The organism is Saccharothrix sp. CCNWYY140 (genome assembly GCF_037401995.1).
Lineage (GTDB): Bacteria > Actinomycetota > Actinomycetes > Mycobacteriales > Pseudonocardiaceae > Actinosynnema.
Genome location: NZ_JBBEGC010000160.1, coordinates 1 through 14,277, shown reverse-complemented (window position 1 = coordinate 14,277; position 14,277 = coordinate 1). Strand labels below are relative to the sequence as shown.

At 70.9% G+C, this 14,277-nt stretch carries 15 protein-coding genes; 6 read left to right on the top strand and 9 right to left on the bottom strand.

Annotated elements, in window-relative coordinates; all coding sequences use genetic code 11:
• Nucleotides 1-222: 222 nt before the first annotated feature.
• The 4 genes from ahcY to WBN91_RS35765 all read right to left on the bottom strand — a co-directional run bounded on the left by ahcY (nucleotide 223) and on the right by WBN91_RS35765 (nucleotide 3,501).
• Nucleotides 223-1,677, bottom strand: a complete 1,455-nt coding sequence (gene ahcY / locus WBN91_RS35780; protein ID WP_337728689.1) for an adenosylhomocysteinase — start codon at nucleotides 1,675-1,677, stop codon at nucleotides 223-225.
• 240 nt (nucleotides 1,678-1,917) lie between these two features.
• Entirely contained in the window at nucleotides 1,918-2,586 is a 669-nt protein-coding gene (locus WBN91_RS35775; RefSeq protein WP_337729433.1) for a TetR family transcriptional regulator, read from the bottom strand.
• Entirely contained in the window at nucleotides 2,564-3,106 is a 543-nt protein-coding gene (locus WBN91_RS35770; RefSeq protein ID WP_337728691.1) for a thiol-disulfide oxidoreductase DCC family protein, read from the bottom strand. Before WBN91_RS35770 ends, WBN91_RS35775 begins: the two co-directional genes overlap by 23 nt.
• Nucleotides 3,103-3,501 carry a hypothetical protein gene (locus WBN91_RS35765; RefSeq protein ID WP_337728692.1) on the bottom strand — a complete coding sequence of 133 codons (399 nt, stop codon included), beginning with the start codon at nucleotides 3,499-3,501 and terminating at the stop codon, nucleotides 3,103-3,105. The genes WBN91_RS35770 and WBN91_RS35765 overlap by 4 nt, the downstream gene beginning before the upstream one ends.
• 139 nt (nucleotides 3,502-3,640) lie before the next feature.
• Between WBN91_RS35765 and WBN91_RS35760 the strand changes: the two genes are divergently transcribed.
• Nucleotides 3,641-4,396: an SGNH/GDSL hydrolase family protein gene (locus tag WBN91_RS35760; protein WP_337728693.1), complete on the top strand. Its 756-nt coding sequence runs from the start codon at nucleotides 3,641-3,643 to the stop codon at nucleotides 4,394-4,396.
• A gap of 43 nt (nucleotides 4,397-4,439) precedes the next feature.
• On the opposite strand, the gene WBN91_RS35755 is transcribed toward WBN91_RS35760, so the two are convergent.
• Nucleotides 4,440-5,282 (bottom strand): hypothetical protein, encoded by an 843-nt coding sequence (locus tag WBN91_RS35755; RefSeq protein ID WP_337728694.1) that lies wholly within the window; start codon nucleotides 5,280-5,282, stop codon nucleotides 4,440-4,442.
• Between the two features lie 187 nt (nucleotides 5,283-5,469).
• Nucleotides 5,470-7,377: an intein-containing Rv2578c family radical SAM protein gene (locus WBN91_RS35750; RefSeq protein WP_337728695.1), complete on the bottom strand. Its 1,908-nt coding sequence runs from the start codon at nucleotides 7,375-7,377 to the stop codon at nucleotides 5,470-5,472.
• A 46-nt stretch (nucleotides 7,378-7,423) separates the two neighbouring features.
• On the opposite strand from WBN91_RS35750, the gene pnuC reads away from it, so the two are divergent.
• Both pnuC and WBN91_RS35740 read left to right on the top strand, forming a co-directional pair.
• The gene (pnuC, locus tag WBN91_RS35745) at nucleotides 7,424-8,062 is read left to right on the top strand and encodes a nicotinamide riboside transporter PnuC (protein WP_337728696.1); all 639 of its coding nucleotides are present in this window, start codon (nucleotides 7,424-7,426) and stop codon (nucleotides 8,060-8,062) included.
• Entirely contained in the window at nucleotides 8,059-9,126 is a 1,068-nt protein-coding gene (locus tag WBN91_RS35740; RefSeq protein WP_337728697.1) for an AAA family ATPase, read from the top strand. The genes pnuC and WBN91_RS35740 overlap by 4 nt, the downstream gene beginning before the upstream one ends.
• A 7-nt stretch (nucleotides 9,127-9,133) precedes the next feature.
• Here WBN91_RS35740 and WBN91_RS35735 read toward each other — a convergent pair whose 3' ends face one another.
• A complete protein-coding gene (locus WBN91_RS35735) occupies nucleotides 9,134-9,760 on the bottom strand; it encodes a nitroreductase family protein (protein ID WP_337728703.1) in 627 nt (208 codons plus the stop codon).
• A 152-nt stretch (nucleotides 9,761-9,912) separates the two neighbouring features.
• On the opposite strand from WBN91_RS35735, the gene WBN91_RS35730 reads away from it, so the two are divergent.
• Entirely contained in the window at nucleotides 9,913-11,277 is a 1,365-nt protein-coding gene (locus WBN91_RS35730; protein ID WP_337728698.1) for a YibE/F family protein, read from the top strand.
• A 6-nt stretch (nucleotides 11,278-11,283) separates the two neighbouring features.
• Here WBN91_RS35730 and WBN91_RS35725 read toward each other — a convergent pair whose 3' ends face one another.
• On the bottom strand, nucleotides 11,284-12,417 hold the full coding sequence (locus tag WBN91_RS35725; RefSeq protein ID WP_337728699.1) for a Vgb family protein: 1,134 nt from the start codon (nucleotides 12,415-12,417) through the stop codon (nucleotides 11,284-11,286).
• A gap of 73 nt (nucleotides 12,418-12,490) precedes the next feature.
• A complete protein-coding gene (locus tag WBN91_RS35720; protein ID WP_337728700.1) occupies nucleotides 12,491-12,853 on the bottom strand; it encodes a DUF1304 domain-containing protein in 363 nt (120 codons plus the stop codon).
• 18 nt (nucleotides 12,854-12,871) lie between these two features.
• Between WBN91_RS35720 and WBN91_RS35715 the strand changes: the two genes are divergently transcribed.
• Together WBN91_RS35715 and WBN91_RS35710 are read left to right on the top strand one after the other, a co-directional pair.
• Nucleotides 12,872-13,279, top strand: a complete 408-nt coding sequence (locus tag WBN91_RS35715) for a hypothetical protein (RefSeq protein ID WP_337728701.1) — start codon at nucleotides 12,872-12,874, stop codon at nucleotides 13,277-13,279.
• 8 nt (nucleotides 13,280-13,287) lie between these two features.
• Nucleotides 13,288-14,151 (top strand): spermidine synthase, encoded by an 864-nt coding sequence (locus WBN91_RS35710; protein WP_337728702.1) that lies wholly within the window; start codon nucleotides 13,288-13,290, stop codon nucleotides 14,149-14,151.
• The last annotated feature ends 126 nt before the right edge of the window (nucleotides 14,152-14,277 follow it).

The following is a 14,277-nucleotide window of genomic DNA, read 5'->3' as shown; positions in this document are numbered from 1 at the left end:
CATACGGGGATGACACAAGCAAGAAGCCCAAGTTGAGTTGTGTCCTCCCCGGCGGACTGCCCACTCGGCAAGGCCGGCGGACTGCCTGCTCGGCAAGCCCGGCGGACTGCCTGCTCGGCAAGGCCGGCGGACAGCTTGCCCGGCAAGGCCGGCGGACAGCTTGCCCGGCAAGGCCGGCGGACAGCTTGCCCGCCGGCTTCGCCGGGTCGGGGTGATCCCGACTCAGTAGCGGTAGTGCTCCGGCTTGTACGGACCCTCCACCGCCACGCCCGCGTACTCCGCCTGCTTCTTGGTCAGCTCCGTCAGGTGCACGTCCAGCGCGTCGAGGTGCAGCCGCGCCACCTTCTCGTCCAGCAGCTTCGGCAGTCGGTACACCGACCGCCCGTACTGGCCCGGCTTGGTGAACAGCTCGATCTGCGCCAGCACCTGGTTGGCGAACGAGTTGGACATCACGAAGCTGGGGTGCCCGGTCGCGTTCCCGAGGTTCATCAAGCGCCCCTCGGACAGCACCAGGACCGAGTGCCCGTCCGGGAACACCCACTCGTGCACCTGCGGCTTGATCTCGATCCGCCGGATGCCCGGCACCTTGGCCAGGCCCGCCATGTCGATCTCGTGGTCGAAGTGCCCCACGTTGCCGACGATGGCGTTGTGCTTCATGCGCGCCAGGTGCTCGACGCCGATCACGTCGACGTTGCCGGTGGTGGTGATGAAGATGTCGCCGCGTTCGACGACCTCGTCCAGCCGCCGCACCTCCAAGCCGTCCATCGAGGCCTGCAACGCGCAGATCGGGTCGATCTCGGTCACCACGACCCGCGCGCCCTGCCCGCGCAGCGAGTCCGCCGCGCCCTTGCCGACGTCGCCGTACCCGCACACCACGGCGAGCTTGCCGCCCAGCATCACGTCCGTGGCCCGGTTGAGGCCGTCGGCCAGCGAGTGCCGGATGCCGTAGCGGTTGTCGAACTTCGACTTGGTCACCGAGTCGTTGACGTTGAAACCGGGGAACAGCAGCTCGCCGGCCTCGGCCAGCTTGTAGAGCCGGTTCACGCCGTTGGTGGTCTCCTCCGACACGCCCCGGATGCCGGCGGCGATCCGGGTGAACCGCTGCGGGTCGTCGGCGATGCTGTCGGCCAGGGTCGCCAGGATGATCCGGTACTCCTCGCCGTCCTCCTCGACCGCGCGCGGCACCGCGCCCGCCGCCTCGAACTCGACGCCCTTGTGCACCAACAGGGTCGCGTCGCCGCCGTCGTCCACCATCAGGTTCGGCCCCTCGTCGAACCCGAAGATCTTCTCGGCGCACCACCAGTACTCCTCCAGCGTCTCGCCCTTCCAGGCGAACACCGGGGTGCCCTTCGGCTCCTCGACCGTGCCGTCCGGCCCGACGACGACCGCGGCAGCGGCCTCGTCCTGCGTGGAGAAGATGTTGCAGGACGCCCAGCGCACCTCCGCGCCCAGCGCCACCAGGGTTTCGATCAGCACGGCGGTCTGCACGGTCATGTGCAGGGACCCGGCGATGCGCGCGCCGCGCAACGGCTGGGCCGCCGCGTACTCCCGGCGCAGCGCCATCAGGCCGGGCATCTCGTGCTCGGCCAACCGGATCTGGTGCCGGCCCGCCTCGGCCAGGGCCAGGTCCGCCACCGCGAACTCCAGGCCGCCGACCGTCTTCAGCTTGTCACTCATGTGTCCTCAGTCCAATGTGGAGGAACCGCCGGGCACGCCGAACTCCGCTCGCGGCAGAGCGCGAGCGGTGGGCACGACGGGGTGAACCGTCAGTTCGGGGGCCTGCCCAAAGCGGAACCTCCTGTGGTCAGGAGGCGCCCTTGGGTCGAGTGAGCGCGGACCGAGCGTGGCGGACCTCCCGGGTCCGTCGCAGCGCCTCTCGGCCGCGGTTCCCAGGATGGCCAGAACACGCCGGCGGTGTCAACCCAGCCGGCTCAACCCGATGTCCCGGAACAGCTGCACGGCCTCCCGGGTCACCGAACGCAGGCCCGGCACCCGGGACATGGCGAGCAGCTTGCCGATCAGCGGAGTGCTGCGGGTGATCAGCGTCCGCGTGTTGCGCTGCCCCTCGGACTTGTCGTGCACCCAGTACAGCACCACGCCCATCTGGAACAGCCACAGCAGTTCCGGCAGCTCCTCGCGCAGCTTCGGGTCGACCTTCACGCCCTCCAGCAGCCGCCGGTGGATCGAGATCGCGGTCTCGCGCGCGGTGCCCGACTCGGTGGAGAACGGGCTGAGCGGGCTGTTCGGGTCGATCGCGTTCTTGAAGAACTGCACCGCGAACTCGTGGTAGGGCGCGGAGATGTCCAGCCACACCAGCAGCACCGCCGTCAGCCGGGAGGTGAAGTCGGCGTCGGCGTCGAACAGGGCGGCGGAGGCCTGCCGGTGGGCCTCCGCCATCTGGTCGTAGAAGCCCTGGACCAGGTGTTCCTTGGACGGGAAGTAGTAGTAGGCGTTGCCGACCGACACCCCGGCTTCCTTCGCGATGGCCCGCATCGTCGTGCGGTCGTAGCCGTGCTCGCGGAACAGGCGCAGGGCCGTGTCGACGATGAGGGCCCGCGTCTGCTCACCCTTGGCAGGTTTCTCCACAGCTCTCATCCTTGGTCATCGCGCGCAGCCGGTCGGCCAGTTCGGTCGCGGCACGCAGGAACACGCGGTGCCCCGACCGGCTCATCCGGTTGGCCATCGGCCGCCACGCCCGCAACGCCCACAGACATACCAGCCACGCCCGCTCCCCGCGGTAGACCTCGCCCCTGCCGCCGATGACGGTGATCACCTTCAGGGTGTCGGCGTGGTCGAGGTCGGGGAACCGCCGCCGGGCCTGCTCGGAGTTCGCGGGGACGAACTCCAGCCGCACCAGCTGCTCCTGCCGCGCCAGCCACCCCTTGGCCCGGCGGCAGAACGGGCAGTCCGCGTCGTAGAGGACGGTCAGACGAGCGCTCCGCCCGACGGCTGGTGAGGTACCCGGCCCGGCGACCGGGGTGATGGCCGGCGAGGCGCTCGACGCGGCGGCGGGCGGTGCACCCGGCCCGGCGGCCGGCAGCGTGCCCGGCCCGGCGGCGGACGGGGCGCTCGTGCCGGTGGCCGGGTCGGTGGTCGGGGTGGTCATGCGAGCTTGGTGTAGGCGTCGGGGCCGACTGGCGGCAGGTCTTGGGCCTGGTGCAGGCTGCGGCGGCGCATGCGGCCGAGCACGAAGACGTTGCCCAGGTGCAGGATGCCCAGCACGATCAGCACCGTCCCGACCTTGACCGACAGCGTCTCGAACACCTCCCGGGTCTGGCCGACCGCGTCCGCGGTGCGCAGGTACCAGGCCACGAAGCCGAAGTTGACCAGGTAGAAGCCGACCACCAGCAGGTGGTTGACCGTGCGGGCCAGCTCCTCGTTGCCGCCGAAGACGTCGACCAGGAAGACCTTGCCGTTGCGACTGAGCGTGTTCCCGACCCAGATGGTCAGACCGATGCTGAGCAGCAGGTACAGGACGTAGGTGAGGACCAGCGGGTCCATGTTCTCCCCCTTTTGAACGTGTTCAACTCCAGTGCTGCCGAGCGTACGCCCAGTTTTTGAACATGTTCAAGAGGCGATTTCCGGCCTATGCAACTTGTTGCACAGCAACTCGGCGCACATATACGGTCGGGACATGGGCATGGCGTACTCGCGTTTCGTGGCACTGGGCGACAGCCAGACCGAGGGCATCGGCGACGGCGACGACCTGACCGGCCACCGGGGCTGGGCCGACCGGCTCGCGCAGCGGCTGGCGGCGACCGAGCCGAGCCTGACCTACGCCAACCTGGCCGTGCGCGGGAAGCTGGCGGTCGACGTGCGGCGGGAGCAGCTCGCACCGGCGCTCGCGCTGCGGCCCGACCTGGCCAGCGTCGTGGCCGGGATGAACGACCTGCTGCGGCCGAAGTTCTCCGCGGCCGAGGTCGGCGGGCACCTGGAGGCGGTGTTCGAGGCGCTGACCGGCGCGGGCGCGCACGTCGTGACGGTGACCTTCCCGGACATCGGCGTCGTGACCCCGCTGGCCCGGCCCCTGCGCCCGCGCGTGCTGGCGCTCAACGCGGCCATCCGGGCGGCGGCGGGACGGCACGGGGTGACGGTGGTGGACACCCACCCGTACCCGGCGGTGTGCGACGCCCGGCTGTGGAGCGCGGACCGGTTGCACGCCAACGCCGCGGGGCACGCCCTCATCGCCGACGCGGTCGCGCACGGCCTGGGACTGCCCGGCAGCGACGACTCCTGGCGGCGGCCCTTCCCGGACCCGGCCGCACGGGCCACCGCGTCGACCGAGCTCCGGTGGTTGGCGGGCTTCCTGGCGCCGTGGCTGCTGCGCCGGGTGCGCGGCCGGTCGTCGGGCGACGGCCGGACCGCCAAGCGCCCGGACCTGCTGCCCCTCCCCTAGCTCCGGGCGGCCCCGCGGTGGGAGCCGCCCGGAGCCGAGCGGGCTAGTGACCGAAGCGCCGGCGTCGAGCCAGGGCGACGCACGCGCCACCCAGCAGGACGAGCAGGGTGCCGACCGGGATCAGCCACGCCGTGCGGGAACCGGTGGACGCCAACGGCTTCTGCTGGTCGGCGGCCAGCGGTGCCGTGGTGGTCGTCGTGGTCTGCGCGGCGGTCGTCGTTGTGGTCGCCGGTGTCGTGGTGGTCGTCGGGTTCGTGGTCGTCGTCGGGTTCGTGGTCGTCGTCGGGTTCGTGGTCGTCGTCGGCGTCGTGGTCGTGGTGCTGCCCGACGTCGTGGTGGTGCTGCCCGAGGTCGTGGTCGTGGCCGATGTCGTCGTGGTGGTCGTCGTCGACGTCGTGGTGCCAGACGTTGTCGTCGTCGTGGTGGTCGGCGACGTTGTCGTCGTGGTCGGTGAGGTCGTGGTGGTCGTCGTCGTGGTCGTGGTGGTGGTCTTGGTGCCGCAGGCGTACCAGTGGCTGATCTCCGCCGGCTTGCCCGAGCTGGCCAAGGGCGCGTGCATGTCCAGCCACGGCAGGTCGCCGAGGCCCTTGTAGACGTTGTAGGCGTTGGTGCCCTTCACCACGACGCCGGTCAGGGTGTACCCCTCCGGCACGGCGGTCACGTCGAGGTACGTGCCGTCGTCGTTCGACGTGACCGAGATGATCTCGCCGGCGAGACCGGCGTCCGCGCACGTCGTGGCGTTGCCGGCGTAGGCGGTGGCGCGGGGGTCGCCGGAGACCGGGGGCGGGTCGTCCGGCGGTTGGGCGTTGGCTGTGCCGAACCACACCACACCGGCGGCGAGCAGGCAGGCCGCCAACTGGCAGGTCCGGGCGAGGGTCGTGCGCACGTCGTCCTCCAAGATCGGCTTCGGCCCACCGCGCAGGGGACGCGCGAGGGCAGCCGGTGGGGACGCGGAGTTACGGCGGCACCCGCAACGATGCGGACCAGAAAGCTTGGCCACAGCTGGAGCGACTCAGCGCGCACAGGACGGCACAACCACTCGAACCGGTGAGGACTTTCCCTCCATCGCGGGGTCAGAGCAACGTCAGCTGCTCCTGATCCACCCCGCGCGGTCCGGACACGGTCGTGGGCAAGCTCCCCTCGGGCCACACGCCGTCGTCGTCACCGGGCACGCCGACCGCATCGCGACCACCTTTCACGTCCAAGCCGTGGCGGCGCAACAGCGGCTCGATGCGATCGGCCAGCCACCGCCGGTAGCGAGCGTCCACATAGGACCCACGGGCGTAGAGCCTGCGGTACGTGTCGGCCAGGTCGGGCCGTGATGCGACCAGCCACCGAGCGAACCACTCGCGCGCGCCGGGCCGCAGGTGCAGCGGCAGCACGGTGACCCCGCTCGCGCCCGCCGCGGCGATCTGCGCCAGCAACCCGTCCAACTGCTCCTCCGAGTCGGTCAACCCGGGCAGCACGGGCGCGACGAACACCCCGCACGGCAACCCGGCGTCCCGCACCCGGCGCACCAACTCCAGCCGCGCCTGCGGACTGGGCGTGCCGGGCTCCAGCCCCGACTGCAACTCCCGGTCCAGCAACGCGATCGACACGCCCAACCCCACCGGCACCGACGACGACACGTCGGCCAGCAGCGGGATGTCCCGGGACAGCACGGTCCCCTTGGTGAGGACGGAGAACGGCGTCCCGGAGTCCGCCAGCGCCTTGATGATCCCCGGCATCAACGCGTACCGGCCCTCGGCCCGCTGGTACGGGTCGGTGTTGGTGCCCATCGCCACGTGCTCGCGCCGCCACCGCTTCGACTTCAACTGCCCGGTGAGCACCTCGACCGCGTTGACCTTGACCACGACCTGGCTGTCGAAGTCGTGCCCGGCGTCGAGGTCGAGGTAGGTGTGGGTGTTGCGGGCGAAGCAGTTGTGGCTGACCAGGCCGTTGGCCACGAAGTCGCCGGTGCCGGTGCTGATGTCGTAGAGCGTCCGGTTCACCCCCAACGCCTCGACCGACACCACACCCAGCCGCGCGGTGGTCGGCACCGGCACGCCCTCCACGGCATTGCCGCGCGCCACCGCCGGGCCGACCAAGTGCAGGAACCGCAGCCGCTCCGCCAGCCCGCCCGTGATGCGCACCCCGCGCACCTCGATCACGTGCATGATCTTCAAGCGCATCAACGCCATCACGGCCGCCTCGAACACCGAACTGTCCGAAGAGGACATGACCAGCTCGCCGCCGGTCGCCGAGCCGCGCGCGTCGAACAACCCCGCCAGGAACCCCTTGGACCACTCGTCGTCCGGCGTGGTCGGCCACTCGACCAACTCGCCGTCGCGCGGCACCCGGCCCCCGGCGTACTCCTGCGCCCGCGCCAGCACCTCCGGGGCGGAGGGCAGCCCGCCGCGCACCACGCCCCACAGGTAGCCGCGCCGGTACTCCCCGGTGCGCGCGGGCGGGACGGCGAACCGGCCGGTGCCGACCAGCCGGGTGCCCTTGGTCAGGAACGGCCGCTCCTCGAAGTCGGCGCAGCGGCCCGGGGTCACGTGCTTCCAGCCGTCGTCGGTCAGGAACCGGTGGTCGCCGCTGGCGACGACCTGGGTGCCGTCCTCCAGGGTCACGCGGTAGGCCGGTTTCACCGTCGTCCAGTGCGCCTGGACACGGGTTGTGACGAAACGACCCTGGTGCGTGCCGATCACCTCCTCGCCCAGCGCCAACTCGGCGATCGGCTTGGTGCGGCCGTTGGCCAGCAGGACCGGGGTGTCGCCGGACAGGCAGTAGGTGCAGCCGTGGGTGCACCCGCGGTACGGGTTGACCGTCCAGGAGAACGGGAGCCGCCCGCCGGGCACCTTGTTGAGCACGGACTTGGCACGGACCTCGTGGAACACGACGTCGGCGAAGTCCGGAGTTCGTACGCTGCGAACCAGTCCCGGCAACCCCGGCAGGGCCTGCTGCCGGTCCGCCCCGTCCTTCTGACCGTCCCATCGCATGCCCACATTCGAACACGTGTTCGAACGACCGTCAAACGGAGTACTGGTGTCGCTACTGGACGTCATCCTGGTGCCCTTCAACACCCCCGCGGTCACCGTCGGCGGGGTTTCCACCAGCTGGGGCGAGGTGGCGGGTTTCGTCACGGGCGCCCTGTGCGTGTGGCTCGTCGCCCGCCAGAACCCGTGGAACTGGCCGATCGGCATCCTCAACAACCTCGCCTTCCTCGTGCTGTTCGCGGCCAGCGGCCTCTACGCGGACTCGGGGCTCCAGGTCGTCTACATCGTGTTGGCGCTGTACGGGTGGTGGGCCTGGTTGCGCGGCGGCGAGGACCACACCGCACTGCCGGTCAGCCGCACCACCACCGGCCAGTGGTGGGCGCTGCTGGCCGCCGGTGTGGCCGGGACGCTGCTGATCGCCTGGGTGCTCATGACGTTCACCACCTCGACGGTGCCGTGGGCGGACTCGGTCACGACGGTGCTGTCCCTGCTGGCCACCTGGGGCCAGACCCGCAAGAAGCTGGAGTGCTGGTGGCTGTGGATCGCCGCCGACGTGATCTACGTTCCGTTGTACGCCTACAAGGACCTCTGGCTCACGGCGATCCTGTACGTGGGTTTCATGGCGCTGTGCGTGCTGGGTTTGCGCAACTGGACACGGGCGCTGCGCTCGGACGCGGTCGCGGCATGACCTTCGAGCACGCGTTGGTCCTGGGGAAGTTCTACCCGCCCCACCGGGGTCACCACCACCTCGTCCGAACGGCCGCCGCGCGCAGCAAGCGGGTGACCGTGGCGGTGCTGGCTTCCAGCGTCGAGTCCATCCCGCTGGAGTCCCGGGTGGCGTGGCTGCGGGCGGAGCACGTGGACGAGCCGGGGGTGGTCGTGCTGGGCGACCTGGACGACCACCCGATGGACTTCCACAGCGACACCGTGTGGGAGCTGCACATGGGCGTGGCGCGGGCGGTGCTGGCGCGGCGGGCGATCCTGGACGGCTCGCCGGCGTCGGCGGCGGTGGACGCCGTGTTCTCCAGCGAGGCGTACGGCGAGGAGATGGCCAAGCGCCTGGGCGCGCGGCACGTGCCCGTGGACCCGGACCGGGTGGCGTTCCCGGTGTCCGGGACGGCGGTGCGGGCGTCCGTCGCCGACCACTGGGACATGCTGGCCCCGGCGGTGCGCGCCGGGCTGTGCGCGCGGATCGTCGTGCTGGGCGCGGAGAGCACCGGCACCACGACCCTGTCCCGCGCGCTCGCCTCGGCGTTGGACGCGTCCTGGATACCCGAGTACGGACGGGAGCACACCGAGCACAAGTTGACCGCCGCCAGGGCTTTCGCGCCCGAGGCGTCGCTGGACAGTCTCGTGTGGACACTCGGCGACTTCCACGACGTGGCCTCGCGGCAACGCGAACTGGCCGACACGGCGGCGGTCGAACGGCCGGTCCTGGTGTGCGACAACGACTCCTGGGCCGCGTCGGTGTGGGGTCACCGGTACCTGGGGCGCCCGATCACCGTCGATGCCCACCGGCCCGCGCTCTACGTCCTGACCGACCACGAGGGCGTGCCGTTCGAGCAGGACGGGTGGCGGGACGGCGAGCACCTCCGGGCGTGGATGACCGGGCTGTTCGAGGAGGGGTTGGCGGCGCGGGGCGTGCCGTGGGTGAAGGTGACCGGGTCGCCGGAGGAGAGGGTGGCGCAGGCCCTGGCCGCGTCCAGGGCCGCGGTCGCCGACCACTTCACCTTCGCCGACCCGCTGGGCTGAGCCCGGCTCAGACGGTGACCAGGACCTGGTCCAGCGACTTGCGGACCAGGTTCGGCACCACGCAGTCCTCCGCCGGGTAGCCGACCGGGATCACCGCGAACGCCTTCTCGTTGCGCGGCCGTCCCAGCACCTCGCCGAGGAACTTCATCGGCGACGGCGTGTGCGTGAGCGCGGCCAGACCCGCCAGGTGCAGGGCCGTCAACAGCATCCCGACCGCGATGCCCACCGACTCGTCGACGTAGTAGTGCTTGCGGCTCTCGCCGTTCTCGTCCAGGTAGTAGCGCTGCTGGAAGACGACGATCAGCTCCGGGGCGTCGGTCAGGTGCGGCTTGACGTCGTCGGTGCCCAGGGGCCGCAGGGCGTCCAGCCACTCGTCGCCCAGGCGCCCGGCGTAGGAGATGCGCTCCTCGTTCTCGGCCGCTTCCCGGACCGCCTTGCGCACCTCGGGGTCCACCACGCGCACGAAGGTCCAGGGCTGCTGGTGCGCGCCGCTGGGCGCGGTGGAGGCGACGGCGATCGCGTCGAGGACGACCCGCGTCGGGACGGGGTCGGTGGAGAACATCCGCACGGTCCGGCGCTCGTCCATGCGGCGGCGCAGGTCGGCGGCGGTCGCCAGGGACTGCTCGACCGGCATCCGCGCGGGCCGGTAGGGGACGGGGTCGAACGGCCGGCCGTGGAGGGGAGTCCAGTTCGTCACGCCTGCGACTGTGGCACCGGGCCGGCGCGCGCAGAAGGGTCGAGCCCGAAATTCGGGGCAAAGTGTCCGCTTTTCGAACGCTCTGGCCGGTGCGGCAGGATGTGCCCGTGCACGCCAAGGACCTCCTCGCAGCTCACGGCCACGGGCACGGCCGCCACACCGAACCCTCCTCCGCGCCCGTCCGCAGACTGCTGCTGGTCCTGCTGCTGCCGCTGGTCCTGGCGACCGTCGTCGGCGCGCTGCTGCTCTACCCGTTCGGCCGCGAGCAGCCCACCGGCGCGGAGGTCGGCATCACGCAGACGCCCGTCCGGGGCGTGGTCACGCAGGTCAGCAAGGGCGGGTGCGGTCCGGAGGGGGACCAGCCCGGTGCGAGCGGGTGCACGCTGGTCGCCGTCAAGATGTCCGACGGGGCGGCGGCCGGGCGCGAGGTGCGCATCCCGGTGCCCGACCAGCCGTCCTCGCCGACCTTCGCCGTCGGCGACGAGGTGGTGCTGGCCTTCGGCGGCGGCGACCCGACGTCCAACACCTCCTACCAGCTCGCGGACTTCCAGCGCGGCGTGCCGATGGCCCTGCTGGCGGTGCTGTTCGCCGCCGCCGTCCTGCTGCTGGGCCGGTGGCAGGGCCTGGCCGCGCTGGGCGCGCTGGTGTTGAGCTTCGTGGTGCTGGTGCTCTTCGTGCTGCCCGCGCTGCTGGCCGGTGAGAACCCCGTGACGGTGGCGGTCGTCGGCGCGGGCCTGATCATGTTCATCGTCCTGTACCTGACCCACGGCGTCTCGGCCCGGACGTCCACGGCCGTGCTGGGCACGCTGGTCAGCCTCGCGCTGATCGGCGTGCTGGGCGTGGCCTTCACGGCGTTCGGCAAGCTCACCGGCCTGGACCAGGACACCGCGAACCTGGTCTCCGTCCTGGGCCACGGCATCGACACGCGGGGCCTGCTGCTGGCGGGCACCATCATCGGCGCGCTGGGCGTGCTGGACGACGTGACCGTCACCCAGACCAGCGCTGTGTGGGAGTTGCGCCGGGCCAACCCCGCGATGGGGTTCCGCGAGCTGTACGCGGCCGGCTCCCGGATCGGCCGCGACCACCTGGCCTCGGTGGTGAACACCCTGGTCATGGCCTACGCCGGCGCCGCCCTGCCGCTCCTGCTGGCCTTCTCCCTGTCCGGCCGGAGCCTCACCGAGATCCTCACCGCCCAACAGGTCGCGCAGGAGGTCGTGCGGACGCTGGTGGGCAGCATCGGCCTGGTCGCCGCCGTCCCGATCACCACGGCCCTGGCCGCCTTCGTGGCCGGCCGCGAAGACGTCCCCGAGCCCGTCGTCGAGCCCGAGGTCGAGGTCGACGACGAGTGGGACGAGGAGCCCGAGGACGACCAGCCCCCGTCCCGCTTCGAACGCATCACCGGCGACCTGCGCACCGGCTACGACCCGTCCAAGGGTCCCTGGCGGCGCGTGTAGGGATCGTCAGGTCGCGGCGATGTCGAGCCTTCCGATCTTGTTCGCCGTCAACAGGCCGAACCACACCGAGCCGGGCTCGGTCACGTTGATGTCGCACGGGTAGGACGCCGACGACGGCGTGCTCCACATCCGCACCTCGTGCGTGACCGGGTTGAACCGCGCCACCTGGTTGCCCAGCCCGAAGGCCGCCGGGAAGCTGACCGAGAAGTAGATGTTGCCGTCACTGGCCTCCGCGATCGGACCCGGCATCGGCAGCGGGTTGCCGATGCTGCCCACCAGCAGGCCGCCCAGGATGCTGGTCAGCAGGCCGTTCACGCCCAGCAACGGGTACTCGGTGATGGCGCCCGTGGTCGGGTCGATGCGGGCGATCTTCATGCCCAGCGACTCGCCCACCCAGATCGTGCCGTCCCGCGCGGTGCGCACGCCCACCGGGAACGAGTTGGGCGTCGGCATCGTGTATTGGGTGAACACGTGGGTGTCCACGTCCAGGGTGGCGACCTTGTTCAGCTGCGGCAGGTCGAAGACCACCGTGCGCGCCGGGCCGGGCTTGATGATGCCGAACAGCGCCCCGACCTGGCCGAGGATCTCGCCGGGCACGCGGAACTTGCTCCACTGCCCTGTCGAGGGGTCGTAGCGGCCGATCGAGTCCAGGCCGCCGAGCGTGAACCACAGCGCCCCGTCCGCGCCGCGCGCCAGGTCGTTGGCCAGGCCGAGCCCGCTGTGCAGGGGGATGTTCAAGGCCTCGGTGCTGAACGCGTTCGCCCAGGGCAGCGGGAACTCCGTCATGCTGCCGTCGTCGGTGTTCACCCGCAGCAGGCTGTTGCCGGTGACCTGCGGCATCCACAGGTCGCCCGAGAGGTCGAGGTCCATGCCGCCGGGCACGGACAACGGCATCGGTGTGGAGAAGTTGGCGAACTGGCCGGTGGCCGGGTCGAAGCGGGCGACCTGGCTGCTCAGGTACTGCTCGACCCACAGCGCGCCGGTGTGGTCGAACTCGACTTCGCACACACCGCCGACCGGGATCGACGACGGCACCGGTCCGTACTCGGTGATCGGGCCGGCCGCCCCGGCCGTGCCCGTGATCGGGACGAGGATCGCGACGACGAAGGCGGTGGACAACCGCCGTAACAGGGGCTGCATGGTCGGCTCCGAGGGGTCGGGGCCCCGATGCTAGGACGCCCGACCCACCCCTGATGTCACACGATCGAGTGGCTCAGCTCGCGAGGAACGCGAACAACAGCGCAACCGCCGCCGGCACCGCCTGCACGAACAGGATCCGACGACTCGCGGTCGCCGCGCCGTACAGCCCGGCCACGATCACGCACAGCAGGAAGAACACGACGAACGCGTACCCCACGTCACCGCCCCGGACCAGGCCGAACACCAGGCCGGCGGCGAGGAACCCGTTGTAGAGCCCTTGGTTGGCCGCCATCACCTTGGTCCCGGCGGCGAACTCCTCCGTCGTCCCGAACGCGGCCCGTCCACGCGGGGAGGTCCACAGGAACATCTCGAGCACCAGGATGTAGACGTGGATGGCCGCGACCAGCGCGGTGAACACGTTCGCGGCGATCTGCACGGCGGGTACCGTACCGGCATGCTGCGGACCGTGCTGAGCACGACCGCCCGTGTCGCGGGCGGCCTGGTGGCCGGCGTGCTGGCACTGCCGCGCATCGCCGACGCACTGGACAAGCTGACCCCTCTGGCCGACGCACTCCCCCAGCTAGCCGAGCTACGAGGCACCCTGGACCGCTTGGAGCAGCTGGCGACCTTCCTGGCCGGCGAACTACCCGAGGCCCTGCACCAGATGGAAGCCGTCCACGCCCAGCTGGTCGACTTGGAACCCAAGATCACCGCACTGGCCGGCAACACAGGCCAGCTGGACGAGTCGATCCGCGTCCTGGCCGCCGCCCTGGGCCCGTTGCAGGGCACCACAGAACGCCTGGGCCGACTAGTAGACCGCCTCCCCGACCGTCGCCGCCGCAACCAGGCCCTACCGGGATAATCACCCCCGTGGGACGCACCCGGAAAGCCGACGAGACGATCACCAGGGAGGTCGACTCGGGCACAGCGGAACTCGTCCCCGACCACGACGTCCCCGAGGCCTGGACCCTGCGCCTGAACGGCACCCCCCAGTCCCACGTGGACCTGGACGACCCGTGCCACTTGGAATTCGAGTACGTACGCCGCCTTGGCCACGTAGCCGACCTGCTCGCACCGCCAGGCGACCCCGTCCGAGCACTACACCTGGGCGGCGGCGGCCTCACTCTGCCCCGCTACATCGCCGCCACCCGGCCACGCTCGACGCAGCAGGTGGTGGAGGTGGACGGGGCTTTGATCGACTTGGTCAGAGGACTCCTCCCCTTGGACAAGTCTTGGCGCGTGAAAATCCGCCACGGCGATGCCAGGGAGGTGTTGACCAAGGCCCCACCGGACACATTCGACCTGGTGGTTACTGATGTTTTCGCGGGCGCACGAACCCCAGCGCATTTGACCTCGGTCGAATTCGTAGAACTGGCGGCCCGCACTCTTCGCGGCGGCGGTGTGTATGCGGCCAACATCGGCGACGGCGGCAAACTCGCCTTCGCCCGAGCCCAGGCGGCAACGGTAAAGGCGGTCTTCCGCCACGTGTGCGTACTAGCCGAACCAGCAGTCTTCCGAGGCCGCCGCTTCGGCAACTTCGTCATCCTGGGCTCGTACACGGACCTTCCGCTGGCCGACCTGGTCCGGCGCACGGCCGGAGACCCGTTCCCGGGCCGAGTGGAACACGACGACTCCCTGGTCCGCTTCATCGGCGGCACACCGGTGACGACGGACGCAACGGCCACCCAGTCCCCTCCCCCACCCAAGGGAACCTGGGGCCTACCCACCGACTAAACGCCCCGACCCTCAGCGCGCAACAAGGTTCTCCCGCGCGCAGCGCGGCCTTCGCGCGCGGAGCGCGCGGTAGGTGTCACCTACAAGTGGAGGGCCTCGGTTCCCCCACCGTATGGCCTGCCCGAA

Excerpts from the sequence above, each read along its gene's own strand:
- WBN91_RS35765 (WP_337728692.1), bottom strand. The coding sequence starts at position 3,501 with ATGGACCCGCTGGTCCTCACCTACGTCCTGTACCTGCTGCTCAGCATC.
- WBN91_RS35735 (WP_337728703.1), bottom strand. The coding sequence starts at position 9,760 with ATGCCGGTCGAGCAGTCCCTGGCGACCGCCGCCGACCTGCGCCGCCGC.
- WBN91_RS35725 (WP_337728699.1), bottom strand. The coding sequence starts at position 12,417 with ATGCAGCCCCTGTTACGGCGGTTGTCCACCGCCTTCGTCGTCGCGATC.
- WBN91_RS35760 (WP_337728693.1), top strand. The coding sequence starts at position 3,641 with ATGGCGTACTCGCGTTTCGTGGCACTGGGCGACAGCCAGACCGAGGGC.
- WBN91_RS35770 (WP_337728691.1), bottom strand. The coding sequence starts at position 3,106 with ATGACCACCCCGACCACCGACCCGGCCACCGGCACGAGCGCCCCGTCC.
- WBN91_RS35750 (WP_337728695.1), bottom strand. The coding sequence starts at position 7,377 with ATGCGATGGGACGGTCAGAAGGACGGGGCGGACCGGCAGCAGGCCCTG.
- WBN91_RS35715 (WP_337728701.1), top strand. The coding sequence starts at position 12,872 with ATGCTGCGGACCGTGCTGAGCACGACCGCCCGTGTCGCGGGCGGCCTG.
- WBN91_RS35740 (WP_337728697.1), top strand. The coding sequence starts at position 8,059 with ATGACCTTCGAGCACGCGTTGGTCCTGGGGAAGTTCTACCCGCCCCAC.
- ahcY (WP_337728689.1), bottom strand. The coding sequence starts at position 1,677 with ATGAGTGACAAGCTGAAGACGGTCGGCGGCCTGGAGTTCGCGGTGGCG.